Genomic DNA, 18091 nt, shown 5'->3' with positions numbered 1-18091 from the left:
GGAACGTGCGGAGCGCCAAGCAGAATGTCCACCTTGATTCAGGCAGCGGCTTGATGCACCGCTTCAGGACGTGGCCATGGCACCTGGAGATTGTCTATCAGCCGTGTTTGGCCAAGCCAGGCAGCGACGAGCAGCCGCGCTGGCCGATCCAATGTGACGATCGAGGCAAGGTCACCATCCGCGCGCAGTTCGAGATACTCGACCTTCGAGAAGCCGGCGGCGAGGATCGCCTCTCGACCGTCAGTTAGCGCACGCCCTACAGATTCTCCCGAATTCACTTGCTTGGCGGTTTGGACCAGGATTTCAGCCAGTCGAGGCGCCCTGTTGCGCGCGGCCAAAGACAGTCGCGTGTTGCGCGACGACATTGCCAAGCCGTCGGCTTCGCGCACCGTGGGGCAAGCGACAATCTCGACCGGGATATCGAGGTCACGGACAAGCTGGCGCACGATCTGGAGCTGCTGAAAGTCCTTCTCGCCGAAAAACGCCAGATCGGCCCCCGTCTGCAGAAGAAGCTTTGTGACCACGGTCGCAACGCCATCGAAGTGGCCAGGCCGAAAGGTGCCGCAAAGCCCCTCGCTCACACCGCTGACCGAAACTGTGGTCGCAAAGCCTTGCGGATACATATCGGCTGCATCGGGAGCATAAAGGATATGGGCGCCAACTGGCGCGATCTTGGCCGCGTCATCATGTTCCGTGCGCGGATAGGCGGCCAGATCATCGGCATTGTTGAACTGCTTCGGGTTGACGAACAGCGTCACGATCACCCGATCAGCCTTGGCCAGCGCGGCCCGCACGAGACTAAGGTGACCTTCATGCAGAGCGCCCATGGTTGGCACAACGGCGACCCTGAGGCCCTCGCGGCGCCAAGCGGCAACGATGCTGCGCAGTTCGGAGACGATCCGGACGATCGCGGTGCTCATGTGCATTCTCCTCCAGTGACTGTGCCCGGCTCATCGCCGAAGACGTGATCAGCGGCCGGGAAGCGGCGTTCGCGCACATCTTTTGCGTATGCCGCGATCGCTGCGTCGGCGCCCTTCCCCAACTCAGCATAGCGTTTGACGAATCTTGGCCGAAAAGCGCCGAACAGGCCCAGCATGTCATCGACAACCAGGATCTGACCGTCGCAGGCCGGCGATGCACCGATGCCGATTGTGGGAATCGCAATTTCCTGTGTAATCAGCCGAGCAAGAGCTTCCGGTATTTTCTCGAGTACGACGGCGAATGCGCCAGCCTCGGCCACCGCCGTTGCATCGCGCAGGATCTGTTCGGCATCCTCGCCTTGTCCCTGAAGGTGATAACCCCCAAAAGCATTGACGGCCTGCGGCGTCAGTCCGACGTGGCCGATCACGGGTATGCCGCGTGCGGTCACAAACCGGATTGTCTCCGCGACGCTTTCGCCGCCTTCGAGCTTGACCGCCGCCGCCCCGGTTTCGGCCATAACCAGGGCCGCATTGCGGAACGCCTGCGCGGGGCTTTCCTCGTAAGAGCCAAAGGGCATGTCGACGACCATCAGAGCGCTATGAAGTCCGCGCCGCACCGCCTTGCCGTGCAGGATCATCATTTCGAGCGTGACGCCAACAGTGGAGGACATGCCGTGCAACACCATGCCGACACTGTCGCCGACCAGCACCACGTCGCAATGCTCATCGACAAGCTTGGCGCCAGGTGTCGTATAGGCCGTCAAGCAAACAAGTGGCGTCTTGCCCTTTCGCGCCGCGATAGCCGGGGCGGTCAATGCGTTCGATCCTGCGGTTGCGCTCACCAGGTCTCTCCTTCCCCTGCGTCAGCGGGAGGGAAGCATGTGCCACATTTTTGTGCAGTTGCGAAGAGAGAATTTGCAGCGCACAATCATTTGCCGGCGACATTCATCGTCGCGACCAATTCGGCGACTCGGCGCTCAAACTCTGCGCCACCAGTTCGGCAAGCGTTTCTCTGTAAAGGCCGCTGCGCTCTCAGCAGTTGCCTGCGAGGGAGCAGACGGTCGAGGACGATCAAACGGGCAACCAAGCACGCGCATCTCTGATTGACATCAGAACAACGCTGGTTATTTGTGGCGTCGGAAAGTGGATGGTGTTTGCTGTCCACTTCGCGGGTGGCGTCCGTTCCAGCATAGTCCGCCAAGTGTCTATCGGCACGGGAGCCGATCCGGTCGCAGCCTACCCGGTAAAAACAAGGAAGCCTGATGAAGACTATCGTTATCTGCTCCGGCGGATTAGATTCCGTGACGCTCGCCTATAAGGTCGCTGCCGAAAGAGCCCTCACCCGCCTCGTGTCGTTTGACTACGGTCAGCGCCATAAAAAGGAGCTGGACTTTGCGCGCGGCTGCGCCGCGCGCCTCGGCGTGCCGCACGATATCGTCGATATCACCGCGGTCGGCCGCCGACTAACCGGATCGGCGCTGACCAGCGGCGGGACGGTCCCCGAAGGACACTATGCGGAAGACAGCATGCGCGTGACTGTCGTACCCAATCGTAACGCGATCATGCTGGCGATGGCCTTCGGTGTAGCCGCCGCGGAACAGGCAGATGCCGTAGCGGCAGCGGTCCACGGCGGCGATCATTTTATCTACCCGGACTGCCGCCCGGCTTTCGTCGAAGCCTTCGAGGCCATGCAGCGCCACGCGCTGGAGGGACTGGCGAGGATCGCCCTTTACGCGCCGTTCTTGCAACTGAGCAAAGCCGATATTGTCAGTGAAGGCGCGCGACTGGGCGTGCCGTTTGCACAAACCTGGTCGTGTTATCAGGGCGGCGCTCATCATTGCGGTCGTTGTGGTACCTGCGTCGAGCGGCGCGAGGCCTTTCACCTCGCTGCACAAAACGATCCAACATCTTACGAAGACCCCGATTACTGGATCGAAGCTTGCCAGGAATACCGGGCAACGCAACGACAATAGGGCGCAGTCATGTACACCATCGCCAAGCGTTTTGCCTTTTCGGCGTCACATGTGATCGGCGGCCTGCCGGCGGAGCATCCTTGCTCCCGACTGCACGGCCACAACTACGAAGTCGAGGTCGTCTTACAGTCGGCCGAGCTTGATCCGGTCGGCTTTGTCCGGGACTACCGCGCGCTTTCGGAGATCAAGGCGCTCATCGACAACACCTTGGATCATCGCCACCTGAACGAGGTCCTCGGACATGATCGGACGACCAGCGAGGTCATAGCCAAGTGGCTCTTCGACTGGTGCAGTGAGCGCTGGCCGGAAGTCGCGGCTGTGCGCATCAGCGAGACCCCGAAAACGTGGGCGGAATACCGTCCATGAAGGGGAGCATTCGCATCAGCGAGATCTTCGGTCCGACGGTCCAGGGAGAAGGTCCGCTGATAGGGCGCCCGACTGTATTCGTACGCACGGGCGGTTGCGATTATCGCTGCCGCTGGTGTGATACCCTGTATGCGGTGCTGCCCGAGTTCCGTGAAGACTGGACGCTGATGACGCCGACTGCAATCCTGGCGGAAGTGGAGCGGCTATCGAGTTCTGCGCGGGTGCTCGTGTCGCTGTCGGGCGGCAATCCTGCACTCCAGCCTCTGGTTCCTCTCATCGAACAGGGTCACCAGAAGGGATACACCTTCGCCCTCGAGACTCAAGGCAGTGTTTCGCAGCCTTGGTTTGCCGCGCTCGACTGGCTCACTCTTAGCCCGAAGCCGCCGTCGTCGGGGATGGCAACCGACTGGCAGGCCCTCGACGATTGCGTCGCGGCGGCAAAGAGCGGAACGCAATGCGTCCTCAAGGTGGCTGTGTTTGACGACAATGACTACGACTATGCCCGCCTGGTGGCGAACCGGTATCCGGCTCTACCGATTTATCTGCAGATCGGGAATCCTGCTCCGCTGATCACCCATGCGGGTCCTGGCAGCGAAGAGGCCGACATCGAGGACTTGATGCGGCGCTTCCGCTGGCTTGTCGACAAGGTCGCGGTGGATGGCTGGTTCACGGCAACGGTCCTGCCGCAGTTGCATGTGTTGGCCTGGGGCAATAGACGCGGCGTCTGACGGATGCGGACCATCCTGGCTAGCTTTAGCTTAGCTATTCGATGGAAGAGCTGGCTGGCCTATTTTGGCCGTCTGCGGGACTCCGGTGTCCTGCTGATATCGGTGCAACAGGACCGACGGGCGTTCCCAGGAGCTCCCGATTCAGGAGGGCCCTTGTTCTCCGTGTTCATAACCCTCCGGCGAGCCCGGGCAAGGCAAGCGTCGAGGGCCGCAGTCAGCGGACGGAACGCGGTCAAAGCGATTGTTCCTGAGCTTTTATATCAGAGTCGGTATTCGGGTAATTGATCATCATCGATTGATCCAGGGCCTTGCGAGTTCTCGCTTTTGCTTCAAACGGTCGTGGGAGATCAGCCACGGGAGCACCCATAATTGGCTATAGCCGCCAAGCTTCGCTGCGACGCGCTGATCGAGAATGCCACTATGATTACACTCGGTCTCGATGCCGCATTCCGTTCATGGCGCTTCCCACATCTCACGGTTGGCAACATTGAGCTTGCCTTCCCTGGCGTTACCTACCGCAGGCGTCGCGTTTGGGCCAGTTTTGTGCCACTGCGAAGAACAAAAGTGACCCGTACTGGTATGCGGTTAACGCGCGCCCCGGTATAGTCCACGTCCATCTAATCGGTTTAGCCGCGTCACCTCAGAGCACGGCCACGTTCTGCAACCATGCACGACCAAGCAACACGAAACAAAAATAGCAGCGCTCGGAGGGGCCGCGGCATCAATGCGGACTTGATCGCGGTTGTCGCCGCCGCGTCCGACCGGGACCCTTGCGTCCTCACCATCGGGCAACGGGATGCCCTACCCTCCGGCCCGTTCGAGCTCAGTCACCGTTCCCTACAGTCCGGCCTGAGGGACTGGGTCGAGCAGCAAACCGGCCACCCCCTGGGCTACATCGAGCAGCTCTATACCTTCGCCGACCGCGATCGGGTCAGCACTGGGCGCGAGCAGCGCAACATCTCCATCAGCTATCTCGCGCTCACCCGGCAGGAAGCTATTGCCGCATCCAGCAAATCCCACTGGAAAAGCTGGTATGAGTATTTTCCCTGGGAGGATCACCGCTCCGGGACGCCAGCCATCCTAGACGTGTTGCGGCTACGACTGATTGAGTGGGCGGACAGCGTCAGCGACGCCGCCGCGCGACGCGAGCGGAGGCAGCGTGCCGCGATTGCGTTTGCTTTAGACAAGCGCCCCTGGGACGAGGAACTCACGCTCCAACGCTATGAGCTTCTTTTTGAAGCCGCTTTGGTCGAAGAGGCCGGCGGCGGGCCGGAACCAACTTTCCCTGCGCCTGCCGCAGGCAAAGCGATGGTCGGCGACCATCGCCGGATTCTCGCAACAGGCATCGCGCGGCTGCGCTCCAAGATCAAATACCGGCCAGTCGTCTTCGAGCTCATGCGACCGAGCTTCACGCTGCTGCAGTTGCAGCGAACCGTGGAGGCGCTCGCCGGTCGGCTCATCAACAAGCCGAACTTCCGCAGGCTGGTCGAGCAGCAAGAGCTGGTCGAAGAAACTGGCGAAAGTGCCCTCGATACGGGCGGGCGCCCGGCGAAGCTCTATCGCTTCCGCCGCAATGTCCTCGATGACCGGGCAGTCGCCGGGACAAAATTGCCGCTCTCACGGGCTTGACACCTTTATAGTCAGCGTAGATATATGCCGCTTATTGTCAGCCGGAATATAAGCGGAGGCGCGGATGACTGGCGCGTTACCAACGGCCGCGTTTCTGTATGAGCGCGTCCGACGAGTGATCCCGTCAATCGAATGGCCGGCTTTCACCGATGACATCGATGCCATCCTTGCGCTCAAGCGCGAGCGCAACGCCGTGATCCTGGCCCACAACTACCAGACCCCCGAAATCTTCCATTGCGTGGCCGACATCGTCGGCGACAGCCTGGCGCTCGCCCGCAAGGCAATGACGGTCGACGCCGACGTGATCGTGCTTGCCGGCGTGCATTTCATGGCGGAGACCGCCAAGCTTCTGAACCCGGACAAGACCGTGCTCATTCCAGATCTTGCCGCCGGCTGTTCGCTGGCCGACTCGATCACGGCAGAGGACGTGCGCCAGATGCGGCAGCGCTATCCCGGCGTTCCGGTCATCACCTATGTCAACACCTCCGCCGCCGTAAAGGCAGAGTCCGACATCTGCTGCACCTCCGGCAATGCGCTCGCAGTGGTGAAGTCGCTCCGCGTGCCGCGCGTCATCATGCTGCCCGACGAATATCTGGCAAAGAACATCGCAGCGCAAACCAAGGTCGAGATCATCGCCTGGAAGGGACGCTGCGAAGTACACGAGCGCTTCACGGCGGCCGACATTCACGAACTGCGCGAGGCGCATCCGGGCGTCACTGTGCTTGCCCATCCCGAATGTCCGCCGGAAGTGGTCGCCGCAGCCGACTTCGCCGGCTCGACAGCGGCAATGTCCGACTACGTCGGACAGCAGAAGCCGGCGCGAGTCGTGCTGATGACCGAGTGTTCGATGAGCGACAACGTCGCGGTCGAGCATCCGGACGTGGATTTCGTGCGCCCCTGCAATCTGTGCCCCCACATGAAGCGCATCACGCTCGCCAATATCCGGACCGCGCTCGAGGAGAACCGCCACATCGTCACGATCGAACCGCGCATCGTCGAGCGGGCCCGCTGGGCTGTCGAGCGCATGCTCTTCGTATGACGCCGGCCATCCACGACATTCGCGGGGCGCCGGTCATTGTCGGCGCGGGCATTGCTGGCCTGCTGACGGCGCTTCATCTGGCGCCGGAACCGGTCATCCTTCTCTCCAGGACGCCGCTTGGAACGGATGCTTCGAGCACGCTCGCCCAGGGCGGGCTTGCAGCCAGTCTCGGCGAAGACGACAGCCCCGAACTGCACCTCGCCGATACGCTGGCCGCCGGGAACGGGATTTGCGACGAAGCAATAGTCAGGCGGGTGGTCGAGGCCGCTCCCAACGCAATCGATCACCTCATTCGTCTGGGTGCTCCCTTCGACCGCGCCTTGGACGGGAAGCTGCGGCTTGGCTTGGAGGCAGCGCATTCGCGGCGCCGGATCGTGCACGCCGCAGGCGACGCCACCGGCCGCGAGCTGTTCGGGGCGTTGCTCGCGGTCGCGCGGCGGACACGCTCGATCACGATTATGGAAGGCATGACAGCCCTGCGCCTGGTCGTGGCGGAGGGCAGCATTGTGGGACTTTCGGGGGTCCTGCACACAGGCGTCCTCGCATTGCCCACGCGCCGTGTGGTGCTTGCGACCGGCGGTATCGGCGGCCTCTTCAGCGACACCACGAACCCGCTTTCCTCGTTCGGACACGGGCTGGCGCTGGCCGCCTGTGCCGGCGCGGAACTTGCCGATCTCGAATTCGTCCAGTTCCATCCGACCGCGCTCGATACTTCGCGCCGGCCGATGCCGCTTGTCAGCGAAGCGGTGCGCGGCGAAGGCGCGGTGCTGGTCGATGAACATGGTCAGCGGTTCCTGGCCGATACGCCCGGTGCCGAACTCGCGCCGCGCGACGTGGTCGCGCGGGCGATCTCAGCCCAACTGGCCTCAGGGCATCGTGTCTATCTCGACGCCCGGCAATGCCTCGGCCAGAAATTCACGAAGCGCTTTCCTGCGATCGACGCCGCTTGCAAGCAGGCCGGCATCGATGCAGCCGTGGAGCCGATCCCCGTGCGTCCCGCGGCTCACTATCACATGGGCGGCGTGGCCGTTGACGCGGAAGGGCGCAGTTCCGTTGGCGGGCTGTGGGCCTGCGGCGAGGTTGCTTGCACCGGATTGCACGGCGCCAACCGGCTCGCCAGCAACTCGCTGGCCGAAGCGGTCGCAACAGCCGCCTGGGTTGCGAAGAGCGTCGCCGGCACCTGCGCCGGCTGGCAGTGGCCCAGGCTTCCCGCAATGGTGTCCGCGCGACCGGATCCCTCGCCTATACGCCAAGTGGTCTCCAATGCCCTCGGCATTGTCCGCGATGGCAAGGCGCTGCGCGATGCGGTCGCTAACTTGCTGCCGATCGCCGTCAGCGAGACGGCGGCGGCCGACCCGGCGCTGGTTGCCCTGTTGATCGCGATCGCAGCCTTCCGGCGCGAGGAAAGCCGCGGCTCGCATTACCGATCCGATTTCCCTGGGCGCGATGCTGCAGCCCTCGCGTCGCGACTGACGCTGTGCACAGCCCTTGAGAATGCCGTCGCGCTCAACTGGCAAGCCTCGGAACGGAGCTCCTGGTAATGAATTCACTTGCACCACTTCCCCAGATCATCATGGAGCCGATCGTGCGCAATGCCCTTCTGGAAGATCTGGGCAGAGCCGGCGACATCACGAGCGATGCGGTCATCCCGGCCGATTGCAAGGCGACCTTTGCGTTGAACGCGCGGCAGGGCGGCGTTGTTGCCGGGCTCGATCTGGTGATGTTTGCCTTCCTCTTGGTCGATCCCGGGATCAGCATACAGTTGCGGTGTCCCGAGGGCGGCAAGGTTTCGACCGGCGAAACCATCGCCATCGTTAACGGACCGGCGCGCAGCCTGCTCACAGCGGAGCGGACGGCGCTCAATTTTCTGTGCAAGCTGAGCGGTATTGCAACGGCCACCGCCGCGCTTGTAAACGCGGTGCGCGATCATAAGGCAAAGATCGTTTGCACGCGAAAGACCACACCGGGTCTGCGTGCGCTGGAAAAATACGCCGTGCGCGCCGGCGGTGGCGCCAATCACCGCTTCGCGCTCGACGACGCCGTGCTCATCAAGGACAACCATATCGCCCTTGCCGGCGACATCCGCACCGCAATCGAGCGGGCGCGCGGCGCGGTTGGCCATATGGTCAAGATCGAGGTCGAGGTCGACACGCTGGATCAGCTGGACATGGCGCTACAGGCGAGGGTCGACGCGGTGCTCCTCGACAACATGTCGGTCGAGGACCTTGCCCAGGCCGTGGCAATGGTCGGTGGCCGCGCGATCACCGAGGCTTCGGGTCGGGTGACACGAGCGAGCGTAGCTGCAATTGCCGCGACCGGCGTCGACCTCATATCGGTCGGCTGGCTCACCCACAGCGCGCCGATACTCGACATCGGCCTGGATATGCCGGCCGACCGGAATTGCAGCAGACGTTTGAACTAAGGGAAAGGACATGAACCGGAACCCTAAGAACGCCTTTGGTCGCAGGCAAAGCTGCGCCAATTCGTCTTCAGTTGCAGCTTCACCGATTGCCGACGAAAGCCCGTGCGCTGAAGGGCTATACGGTTCAAGCGGTGAAGCGATCCGACAAACAAAAGACCGCGTCGAAGCACTTGGCTTCCTCATCTGCCGACTCGACGAGTTGCGCCAGATGGCTGCCTCTCACGGGCTGGAACCACTCGGTCATCTGCTGGACGTCGCGTTCACAGAATCCTGCGACGCGATCAGACGGGAGCGTTCCAAGGCTCAGAGCGAACCTGCGGATGCAGCGATCCGCGCTGACGACGTGAGTTGAGCCTGCAGGCAGCGGTTGGAGCTTCCGCTTTAGCGAAGAGCAATCGCGTTTCCATGGACCAGCCTCTACAACGCTCCCGGTCAAGGACAGATGGTTATGGAGAACAAGGCCGCTATGAACCCCGAACTCACCCCGGACCTGACCTCGGACCCAATCGGTTGGGCGCTTCCGCCCTGGACGCGAGCGGAAGCCGAGGCTGTCCATGACCTGCCCTTCAACGACTTGCTGTTCCGGGCCCAGACGGTCCATCGCGAGAATTTCGATCCCAATCGCGTGCAGCTGTCGCGCCTGCTCTCGATCAAGACCGGCGGCTGCCCCGAGGATTGCGGCTATTGCAGCCAGTCCTCGCATCATCAGTCGGGCCTCAAGGCCTCGAAACTGATGGAGGTCCAGCGCGTCGTCGCCGAGGCCAGGAAAGCGCGTGATGCGGGAGCCACGCGCTATTGCATGGGGGCGGCCTGGCGCAGCCCCAAGGCGCGCGACATGGAGGCGGTTGTCGCCATGGTCGAGGGCGTGAAGGCCCTCGGCATGGAGACCTGCATGACGCTTGGCATGCTCGACCTCCGCCAGGCACAGCGGCTCAAGCAGGCCGGGCTCGACTACTATAATCACAACATCGACACCTCCGAGCGCTACTACAGCGAGGTCATCTCGACCCGCACTTTTGCCGACCGGTTGGAAACGCTTGGTCATGTCCGCGACAGCGGCATGAAGGTCTGCTGCGGCGGTATCGTCGGCATGGGCGAGGAGAAGGCCGACCGCATCGACATGCTGGTGACGCTCGCCACCCTGCCGGAGCCGCCCGACAGCGTGCCGATCAACATGCTGATCCCGATCGAGGGCACGCCGCTCGGCGAGGCCGAGCCGATCGAACCGATCGAATTCGTGCGCACCATCGCGCTTGCCCGCATCATGATGCCGAAATCGCATGTGCGGCTATCGGCCGGCCGCACGGCGATGAGCGACGAGATGCAGGCGCTGTGCTTCTTTGCCGGCGCCAACTCTATCTTCGTCGGCGACACCTTGCTGACCGCGGAGAACCCCGGAGAGGACAAGGACAGCGCTTTGTTCCGGCGCCTCGGCATCAAGCCGACGGAGCCGGAAGCCAGGTGAGCGGGCCAGCCTTGCTCGACCGCTACAAGGCGACCTTAAGCGGGCTGGCACGCAAGGATCGGCTGCGGGCCTTAAGCCCGCGCTCAGGGCTCGACTTCGCCTCCAACGACTATCTCGCCCTCGCGGGCTCGCCGCGTATGGCGCAGGCCGTTGCGACGGCGCTCGCGGCTGGCACGCCCGTCGGGGCGACCGGCTCTCGGCTCCTGCGCGGCAACGATCCGGAACACGAGGCGCTCGACGCGAAGGCAGCCACCTTCTTCGGCGCCGAGCGCGCGCTGTTTTTCGGCGGTGGCTATGTCGCCAATTTCGCGGTGCTCACGACCTTGCCCCAGAAGGGCGATCTCATCGTGCTGGACGAACTCGTTCATGCCAGCGCTCATGAGGGAGCGCGGGCCGGCCGGGCCGAAATGGTGGAAGCCGTGCATAATGATGCGGGAGCGGTGGATGACGCCATTGCCAGGTGGCGAGTCATGGGTGGGACTGGCCGTCCCTGGATCGTGGTCGAAAGCCTCTACAGCATGGACGGCGATCGCGCCCCGCTCGGTGAACTGATCGAGATCGCGGACCGTCACGAGGCATTCCTGTTCGTCGACGAGGCGCACGCCACCGGAGTCTACGGCCCGGACGGGCGCGGGCTCGCGCACGATCTCGAAGGCCGCGACAATGTCGTGGTGCTGCACACCTGCGGCAAAGCGCTCGGCGCATCCGGCGCGCTGGTCACCGCGCCCGCAGTGCTGTGCGCCTATCTCGTCAACCGCTGTCGTCCGTTCATCTACGCTACCGCGCCCTCGCCGCTGATGGCAGTGGCGGCGGCAACGGCCCTCGACATCGTTGCCGATGAGCCGGAGCGTCGCGAGCGGCTGGCCAGCCTCGTCGCGCTTGCCGGCAAGAGGGCCCAGGCGCTAGGCCTGCCCGCGAGCGGTTCCCAGATCCTGCCGATCATCGTTGGCGACAACGCCCGCGCCATGGCGCTGGCGCAGAAGTTGCAGGCGCGTGGGTTCGACGCGCGCGGCATCCGACCGCCGACCGTGCCTGAGGGGACGGCAAGGCTGCGGATCTCACTGACGCTGAATGTTGGCGAGGCCGACGTTTCGACGCTGTTCGATGCGCTTGCCGCGGAATGGGAGCGCACGCCATGACAGTCCGGTTCGTTGTCACCGGCACTGACACCGGCATCGGCAAGACGGTGTTCGCGGCCGGCCTGACCGGCCTGCTTGACGGCATTTACTGGAAGCCCGTGCAATCGGGCACCTGCGAAGAAACCGACAGCGAAATCGTCTCCCTCCTCGCCGATCTACCTGCAGCTCGTGTGCTGCCCGAGGCCTGGCGCCTTCGCCAGCCGTTCTCGCCACATCTGGCCGCGAAGTTCGACGGCGTGGAGATCGATGCACAGGCACTGTCACTGCCCGCGACGGACCGGCCATTGGTTGTTGAAGGCGCCGGCGGACTTATGGTGCCGCTCAACAGGCACACGCTCTACATCGACGTCTTCGCGCGATGGAACGCGCCGGTGGTGCTCTGCGCCCGCACCAGCCTCGGCACCATCAATCACACGCTGCTTTCCATCGAGGCACTGCGCGCCCGCTCAATCCCGCTGCTCGGCGTAGCGTTCATCGGCGACAGGGTGGTCGACACGCAAAAAACGATCGCCGAAATGGGCAAGGTTCGCGTGCTTGGCCGTCTGCCGCGCTTGGAATCCCTGACGCCCGGAACGCTCTTCGCGGCTATGCGCGCCTCATTCAATGCCGCCGACTTCATGAAGGTCCCACCATGAGCAACTCCGCTGTCTGGCATCCCTTCACCCAACATGCCACCGAGCCGGTGCCGCCGACCATCGAGCGCACCGAGGGCGCTTATGTCGAGACCCGCGACGGCAAGCGCATACTCGATGCGATCTCGTCCTGGTGGGTCATCACCCACGGCCATCGTCACCCGAAGATCATGGCGGCGATCCGGGACGCGACCGAGACCCTTGACCAGGTGATCTTCGCCGGCCTCAGCCACGAGCCGGCCGAGCGATTGGCCTCGGCCCTGGTCGACATGACGCCGGCCGGCCTCGACTGGGTCTTCTATTCCGACAGCGGCTCGACCTCAGTCGAGGTGGCGCTGAAAATGGCGCTCGGCTTTCACCGCAACAATGGCTTCCCACGCTCGCGCATCGTTGTCGTCGAGGACAGCTATCACGGTGACACCATCGGCACGATGAGCGTCGGTGCGCGCGGCGTCTTCAATGCCGCCTACGAGCCCCTGCTGTTCGAGGTCGACATCATCCCCTTCCCCACCACCGGCGAGGAGCAGAAAACGCTTGACGCTTTCGAGGGGCTGACGCGCGACCACAAAGTCGCGGCGCTGATCGTCGAGCCGCTGGTGCTCGGGGCCGGCGGCATGCTGATGTATCCGGCCTGGGTTCTCACCGAACTCAAGCGCATTGCCGAGCGCTCGGGGACGGTTTTCATCGCTGATGAAGTCATGACCGGATGGGGCCGCACGGGGACCATGTTCGCCTGCGAACAGGCAGCGATCGCGCCTGACATATTGTGCACGTCCAAGGGGCTGACGGGCGGCTCGCTGCCGCTTGCGGCGACGCTTGCCACCGATGCGATTTTTCGCGCGCATTATTCCAGCGACCGAGCCAAGACCTTCTTCCATTCGAGTTCTTACACGGCGAACCCGATCGCCTGCGCGGCAGCACTGGCAAATGTGGGCATCTGGAAAGATGAGCCGGTGGCGGAGCGAGTTGCCGACCTGTCGCGAATGCAGACGGAAAAGGTTGCGCGGTTCAGCCAGGATCCGCGTTTTGAGAATGTGCGCACCTGCGGCACTATCTCTGCCCTTGATCTCCGCGTCGGAAATGCGGGCTATCTGGCCGAGGTCGGACCAAAGCTGCGCGCTTTCTTCGTCGATCGCGGGTTGTTGGTGAGACCCCTGGGCAACGTCATCTACGTGCTGCCGCCCTATTGCGTGACGTCGGGCGAACTTGACCGGCTTTACGACGCGATCGACGACGCAGCCGGCCTTGCGGGCGACAAGAGATGATCCGCACGGCGCGCATCATGGGCTTTGGCCACCACGTGCCGGCTCGAAAAGTCGGCAATGCCGAGATCGAGGCAAGCCTCGGACTGGAGGCAGGCTGGATCGAGGGGCGCACTGGCATCCGCTCGCGTTTCTGGGCTGAGCCCGGCGACACGCTGTCCGGAATGGCGGCAAAGGCAGGCGACATGGCTCTGGAAGCCGCCGGCATCGACCGCAACGAGATCGGCCTGCTTCTGCTGGCGACTTCGACGCCGGATCACCTGTTGCCGCCGAGCGCGCCGCTGGTGGCGCACAGGCTCGGCCTCGAAAATGCCGGTGCGGTCGACCTTGCCGGCGCCTGCGCGGGGTTCATCTATGCGCTGACCTTCGCCGAGGGGTTTGTGCGTCTGAACAACAGGCCAGCCATCGTCATTGCAGCCAACATATTGAGCCGCAGGATCAATCCAGCCGAGCGGGCAAGCGCGGTGCTTTTTGCCGATGCCGCAGGTGCGGCGGTGATCGAGCCTTCCGGGAACCCTGGTCACGGCATACTCGGCTCTTCGCTTGCCTCGGACGGCTCCGCGTATAGTCTGATCCATGTTCCGGCGGGCGGGAGCAACTGTCCGTTTTCTGACGAGATCGACGTTGCACAAACTCGCATGACGATCGCGAACGGCCGCGAAGTTTTCGTCAAAGCCGTGGAGATAATGAGCCGCTGTTCCAGGCAGGCTCTGCTGGCAGCCGGTCTCTCGGCGTCAGATGTGGACCGCTTTGTCCCCCACCAGGCAAACGCCCGAATCTTCGACGCGGTCGGCAGGTCACTCGGCATCGAGGATTGCCGCATCGTCAAAACCGTCGGCGATCATGGCAACTCGTCGGCCGCAACCATCCCCCTGTCGCTGTCAATTGCCCACAGCGTCAACCCGATTGAGCCGGGCGAGCAATTATTGCTGGCGGCGGCCGGTGCCGGCCTTACCGGCGGGGCATTGGTAATTGGCGTTTAGCCCAGGCCGCGCTGTGATGGGCCATTGACGATCATTGATCGTCCTGGTGGCATTGCGTCACAATCGTCTGGATGCGCGCCGTGGCTGATCGATCGACCAATACGGCGAGCGGTCCTCGTTCTATGTCGAGCAGCTGCTGGTTCCGACCTTCAAACCTGGTGACATCGTGACCATCGGCTGTGTGAGCGCTCCGATTCGTGCGAGAGAATCGTTCGACGAATCCGGAGCTTGGGCGGGGCCGACATGTGTCCGCCCTCCAGTGCGGTTGTCCGCCGGCGGAGTTCGCGGAGCGGGTCCAATTCAATCTCGCGCTAAAGGGCAGTGTCAGGAATTCTGTCGGGCAGGCCGGTTTCGAGATTGGCGGATGAACGTCTCGCCGAAACTGAGGGCGAAACTGGGTCTGGGCCTCGAACCAGTTGCGCGGGGGCCGTTCCAATCCTCGGCGGCGCGGTTTCGCACCAGACAGGCAGTTCCATCGCCGCGTTGTCGGCGGAGGAGTGGCCGCGCGTTCGTGCGCGCCCCGTAGCGTTGAGTTTAGCGCCTCGATGTCATCCGTCGTAGATCCGGCCCGCGCTTCCGCGATAGCCGACCAAGGCGCGACCTGGCCCCGGCTCTGTGTGATCGCCCGAGGTCGCTGGCCCAGTAGCCCGGCTCGAAGTCCTTCAGAGCCTTCGCGGAAATAGGTGCCAAGCCGGAGGGCAGCGCTCATCGCCGGCTGGCCGGGATTGGTGCTGCGTGCCGCAGCGGTAAGGCTACCGTCGATCATCAAAGCCTCGAGCGCGACGAGGAGCTTGAGGTCCGGGGCCTTGAGAGTCCTGCGTCAGCCATCCATCCCGTAGATGGCCCCTATTAAAGCAATCGATTTTACAATTTGGGAGATGCTGCGTTAGGAAAGCAGTTCAAGGATTAGGACAGTGCGTACATGGATAATTATCGATAGCCCGGCTCCCGGCAGGTGTACGCCGAGCATCAGCCGAGGGACACGTCCACTGCGGCCACCTCGGCGGTCTGCCCAAGCTAAATGGCGTCGGCGGACGCCAAAAAGGCCCACCCAACCTGTACAGACGCTCAACCACCGGCAAGCCTCGTACTGTTCTCAAGCCTCCTTCTACATCGGAAACTGTCGCGTGTTAAAACGGCAAGAGAGTAGAAGTCCTTTCACGCACCCTCAAGAGCGCTGGAGGCTTGGAAGGAAAGTGAACTGGAACTAGCCTACCATGTGGAACTCGCCGAACGGCGCCGGACGATCCGCCCTCAATGGCGATACCATCGTGCGGAAGCTTCATAGGCAAAAGCTCCCGCTGTCGTTTTCCCGAGCCTCATTTCGCGCCTAACTCCAAATTTATATAAATCAAGTCGTACCCTGTGAGATTGTTGAAATGAGCCTGCGCACCGAAAATGAAAAAATGCTATCCGGAGAGCTTTACGATGTTATGGATCCTTCGCTTGTTGAACAGAGAAACAGGATAAGAGGTCTGTGCCAAAAGATAAACTCTTCCAGTGAAGCTGACCAGGATCTACGTCGAAGCCTTTGCCAACATATTTTCGGGAAAGGCGGAGACACTGTTTCGGTCCAGCCACCATTTTTCTGCGATTACGGTTCCAACATAGAATTAGGCATGCACGTCGTTTTCAATTTTAACTGCATAGTACTCGATTGCTGTCGAGTTCGCATAGGTGACCACGGGCTCGTTGGTCCAGGCGTCCAAATCCTGACGCCAATGCATCCATTTAATGCTGCCCTTCGCCGGAAACAGCTGTACGGAAAGCCGGTTGAGATTGGATCGGACGTATGGGTGGGAGCGGGGGCGATTATCTTGCCTGGCGTGACAATCGGATCAGGCACTGTGATCGGTGCAGGCAGTGTCGTAACACGCGACATTCCGGCCGGAGTGTTTGCAGCTGGTAACCCTTGTCGAGTGATCCGAGAAATCTCTGCGGATGAGCGAGAAAACTACTCGTCAGATAGAAACTAAACTGGTCACAGTTGCAACTCTCCTCCAAGCACGGTCAGTCCAGCACCATCACCTACCCGCCCAACGGACGCTACCTCACCAGGCAGATCAGGAGCCTCGCGTGCGGACACGGATTTCGGGTGGTCGCTATTGCCGGACATCCCGCCCCAGCAGACGGAGAATGCCGTCGGTCGGGGAGGGATGCTTCTCGGCAAACGTCTCCCCCGTTGCGGGCGCGCAACCGATCTCTTCACGCTGTAAGTGAGCTTGTTGAGAAGCTGATCGGCGCTGCTCGTTAGAGCATTTTCCACATAACGGATGGATCTGTCCGCTTTTCAGCTCGTTTCTGAAGCGCTCCGTTTACCGCGATTCCTTTGAGATTCGTCAGCTTCTCGAAAGCTAGTCCTTTTAGAGCATGGGGACTTGAGAGGACGCCGGCTATCGAAAGCTATGGATCTGGAACGCCAGAGCTGATGCGAACAGAGATCGCCTGCCTGGCGTTTTTTTTCGGCGTCCCTTGATGATGAGTTGCACGACCTAGCCGAGGACCTCCCGGTCGGCCGGCGCAGGATAAGAGCTTTCGCTGGGAAAACGTTCGACGTTTACCGAGTTGGGACGCTGCAAAGAGAGACCTCGCTGCGTGGAGAATTCACGATGACCAGCCCGTTCCTTACCTGCGACGGCGCCAGATTGGCTGCGGCCGCTGCTTCAAGGTCTGCCCGCGCGAAGCCTTGCATCTCAACGGGAGGAGGACGCGGGTGAAATCCTCGGCGTCTGCGATGACGGGGACGACTTCGATGGCGAGCTCAATGGCATGACTATCGTCTCGACCATGACGGCTGCTGCATCGGCTGCGGAGCCTGCGCTCCCGTCTGTCCGAAGAACACTGCCAACCAGGTTGCGGCCGACAACCCCGCAGCGTGATCCGACGGACGAACAGGAGAGCGTGCGTGCCCCTCAGAATGTTTTGCCACGTCCTGGCGGTGGTCCTGCCCGTCAATGCTCTGGGCGCCTATCTCCTCTCGCATTCCATCCGAGCGGCAATCCTCAAGACGCTGAGTTGTGCACTGCTTCTCCAGGCAGGCTATTTTGGAAGCGTGCTCTTTCTGATCTGGCGGTCCGGCTGCGCTGCACGAAAGACCGAGCTTTTTGATGGCGACGAGGAAGTTCGGCGCCAGTCGCAAACCTGTCGGGAGGACGAGGAATGAACTTTCCAACGTCGCAGCCTCTGCATGCGAATTGCGTCACTTCGATGGCGAAAGAGGTGCTGGAAATCAGCGACGGGTTCTCTTGGGAACACGAACTTTGGCAGGACTCGTGCATAGCTCAATCACACACCGCCGGAGAAAACCTAGCAAAATTCGAAAGCCACCCGCTCACCTTTGGTCGCGCCCCCGCCGGCGATCGAGCGTCCGTTTGCCATGGCCAAGGCAGGCTTCCGCATACGCCGCCTGTGGCTGGCAACTTGGCCGCCAAACGAACAGAGTTCGTGCTAGCACCCCGTGGCAATCTGCGCCGGGTCTAGCCCATCCTCTGCGCAGAAGCGCGGCCGGCATGAGGCCGCGCATACCCGAAGTC

At 62.4% G+C, this 18091-nt stretch carries 17 protein-coding genes and 1 pseudogene; 16 read left to right on the top strand and 2 right to left on the bottom strand.

Going from position 1 to position 18091, the window contains the following annotated elements:
* Window positions 1–38: 38 nt before the first annotated feature.
* Window positions 39–920, bottom strand: a complete 882-nt coding sequence (panC, locus tag O7A70_RS06230) for a pantoate--beta-alanine ligase (RefSeq protein WP_337139603.1) — start codon at window positions 918–920, stop codon at window positions 39–41.
* Window positions 917–1762, bottom strand: coding sequence for a 3-methyl-2-oxobutanoate hydroxymethyltransferase (panB, locus tag O7A70_RS06225; protein WP_337139602.1), 846 nt, complete (start codon window positions 1760–1762; stop codon window positions 917–919). The genes panC and panB overlap by 4 nt, the downstream gene beginning before the upstream one ends.
* A 420-nt stretch (window positions 1763–2182) precedes the next feature.
* Here panB and queC point away from each other — a divergent pair, with 420 nt between their 5' ends.
* The 16 genes and pseudogenes from queC (at window position 2183) to O7A70_RS06135 (ending at window position 17721) form a co-directional block, all read left to right on the top strand.
* On the top strand, window positions 2183–2893 hold the full coding sequence (queC, locus tag O7A70_RS06220) for a 7-cyano-7-deazaguanine synthase QueC (protein WP_337139601.1): 711 nt from the start codon (window positions 2183–2185) through the stop codon (window positions 2891–2893).
* A gap of 9 nt (window positions 2894–2902) precedes the next feature.
* Complete coding sequence (locus O7A70_RS06215; protein ID WP_337139600.1) at window positions 2903–3259, top strand: 6-pyruvoyl trahydropterin synthase family protein; 357 nt, start codon at window positions 2903–2905, stop codon at window positions 3257–3259.
* A complete protein-coding gene (gene queE / locus O7A70_RS06210) occupies window positions 3256–3987 on the top strand; it encodes a 7-carboxy-7-deazaguanine synthase QueE (protein WP_337139599.1) in 732 nt (243 codons plus the stop codon). The genes O7A70_RS06215 and queE overlap by 4 nt, the downstream gene beginning before the upstream one ends.
* A gap of 666 nt (window positions 3988–4653) precedes the next feature.
* The gene (locus O7A70_RS06205) at window positions 4654–5616 is read left to right on the top strand and encodes an NUDIX hydrolase (protein WP_337129099.1); all 963 of its coding nucleotides are present in this window, start codon (window positions 4654–4656) and stop codon (window positions 5614–5616) included.
* Between the two features lie 64 nt (window positions 5617–5680).
* Window positions 5681–6655, top strand: a complete 975-nt coding sequence (nadA, locus tag O7A70_RS06200; RefSeq protein ID WP_337139598.1) for a quinolinate synthase NadA — start codon at window positions 5681–5683, stop codon at window positions 6653–6655.
* Window positions 6652–8196, top strand: a complete 1545-nt coding sequence (locus tag O7A70_RS06195; RefSeq protein ID WP_337139597.1) for an L-aspartate oxidase — start codon at window positions 6652–6654, stop codon at window positions 8194–8196. Before nadA ends, O7A70_RS06195 begins: the two co-directional genes overlap by 4 nt.
* Complete coding sequence (gene nadC / locus O7A70_RS06190) at window positions 8196–9077, top strand: carboxylating nicotinate-nucleotide diphosphorylase (RefSeq protein WP_337139596.1); 882 nt, start codon at window positions 8196–8198, stop codon at window positions 9075–9077. Before O7A70_RS06195 ends, nadC begins: the two co-directional genes overlap by 1 nt.
* A gap of 10 nt (window positions 9078–9087) precedes the next feature.
* Entirely contained in the window at window positions 9088–9429 is a 342-nt protein-coding gene (locus O7A70_RS06185; RefSeq protein ID WP_337139595.1) for a hypothetical protein, read from the top strand.
* Between the two features lie 114 nt (window positions 9430–9543).
* On the top strand, window positions 9544–10542 hold the full coding sequence (gene bioB / locus O7A70_RS06180; RefSeq protein WP_337139594.1) for a biotin synthase BioB: 999 nt from the start codon (window positions 9544–9546) through the stop codon (window positions 10540–10542).
* Entirely contained in the window at window positions 10539–11681 is a 1143-nt protein-coding gene (locus O7A70_RS06175) for an 8-amino-7-oxononanoate synthase (RefSeq protein ID WP_337139593.1), read from the top strand. The genes bioB and O7A70_RS06175 overlap by 4 nt, the downstream gene beginning before the upstream one ends.
* The gene (bioD, locus tag O7A70_RS06170) at window positions 11678–12316 is read left to right on the top strand and encodes a dethiobiotin synthase (RefSeq protein ID WP_337139592.1); all 639 of its coding nucleotides are present in this window, start codon (window positions 11678–11680) and stop codon (window positions 12314–12316) included. The genes O7A70_RS06175 and bioD overlap by 4 nt, the downstream gene beginning before the upstream one ends.
* Window positions 12313–13578, top strand: a complete 1266-nt coding sequence (locus O7A70_RS06165) for an adenosylmethionine--8-amino-7-oxononanoate transaminase (RefSeq protein WP_337139591.1) — start codon at window positions 12313–12315, stop codon at window positions 13576–13578. The genes bioD and O7A70_RS06165 overlap by 4 nt, the downstream gene beginning before the upstream one ends.
* Window positions 13575–14558 carry a beta-ketoacyl-ACP synthase III gene (locus O7A70_RS06160; protein ID WP_337129107.1) on the top strand — a complete coding sequence of 328 codons (984 nt, stop codon included), beginning with the start codon at window positions 13575–13577 and terminating at the stop codon, window positions 14556–14558. Before O7A70_RS06165 ends, O7A70_RS06160 begins: the two co-directional genes overlap by 4 nt.
* A gap of 1379 nt (window positions 14559–15937) precedes the next feature.
* Window positions 15938–16534 (top strand): sugar O-acetyltransferase, encoded by a 597-nt coding sequence (locus O7A70_RS06145; RefSeq protein WP_337139590.1) that lies wholly within the window; start codon window positions 15938–15940, stop codon window positions 16532–16534.
* Window positions 16535–17202: 668 nt separating this feature from the next.
* Window positions 17203–17437: pseudogene (locus O7A70_RS06140) on the top strand (4Fe-4S dicluster domain-containing protein); the annotation flags it as partial.
* Between the two features lie 38 nt (window positions 17438–17475).
* Window positions 17476–17721: an exopolysaccharide production repressor protein gene (locus tag O7A70_RS06135; protein ID WP_337139692.1), complete on the top strand. Its 246-nt coding sequence runs from the start codon at window positions 17476–17478 to the stop codon at window positions 17719–17721.
* The last annotated feature ends 370 nt before the right edge of the window (window positions 17722–18091 follow it).

It is taken from the genome of Mesorhizobium sp. Cs1299R1N1 (assembly GCF_037179655.1).
GTDB classification, from domain to species: Bacteria; Pseudomonadota; Alphaproteobacteria; order Rhizobiales; family Rhizobiaceae; genus Mesorhizobium; species Mesorhizobium salmacidum.
The sequence above is the reverse complement of the archived record's forward strand: the minus strand, read 5'-3'. Positions and strand labels throughout refer to the sequence as shown.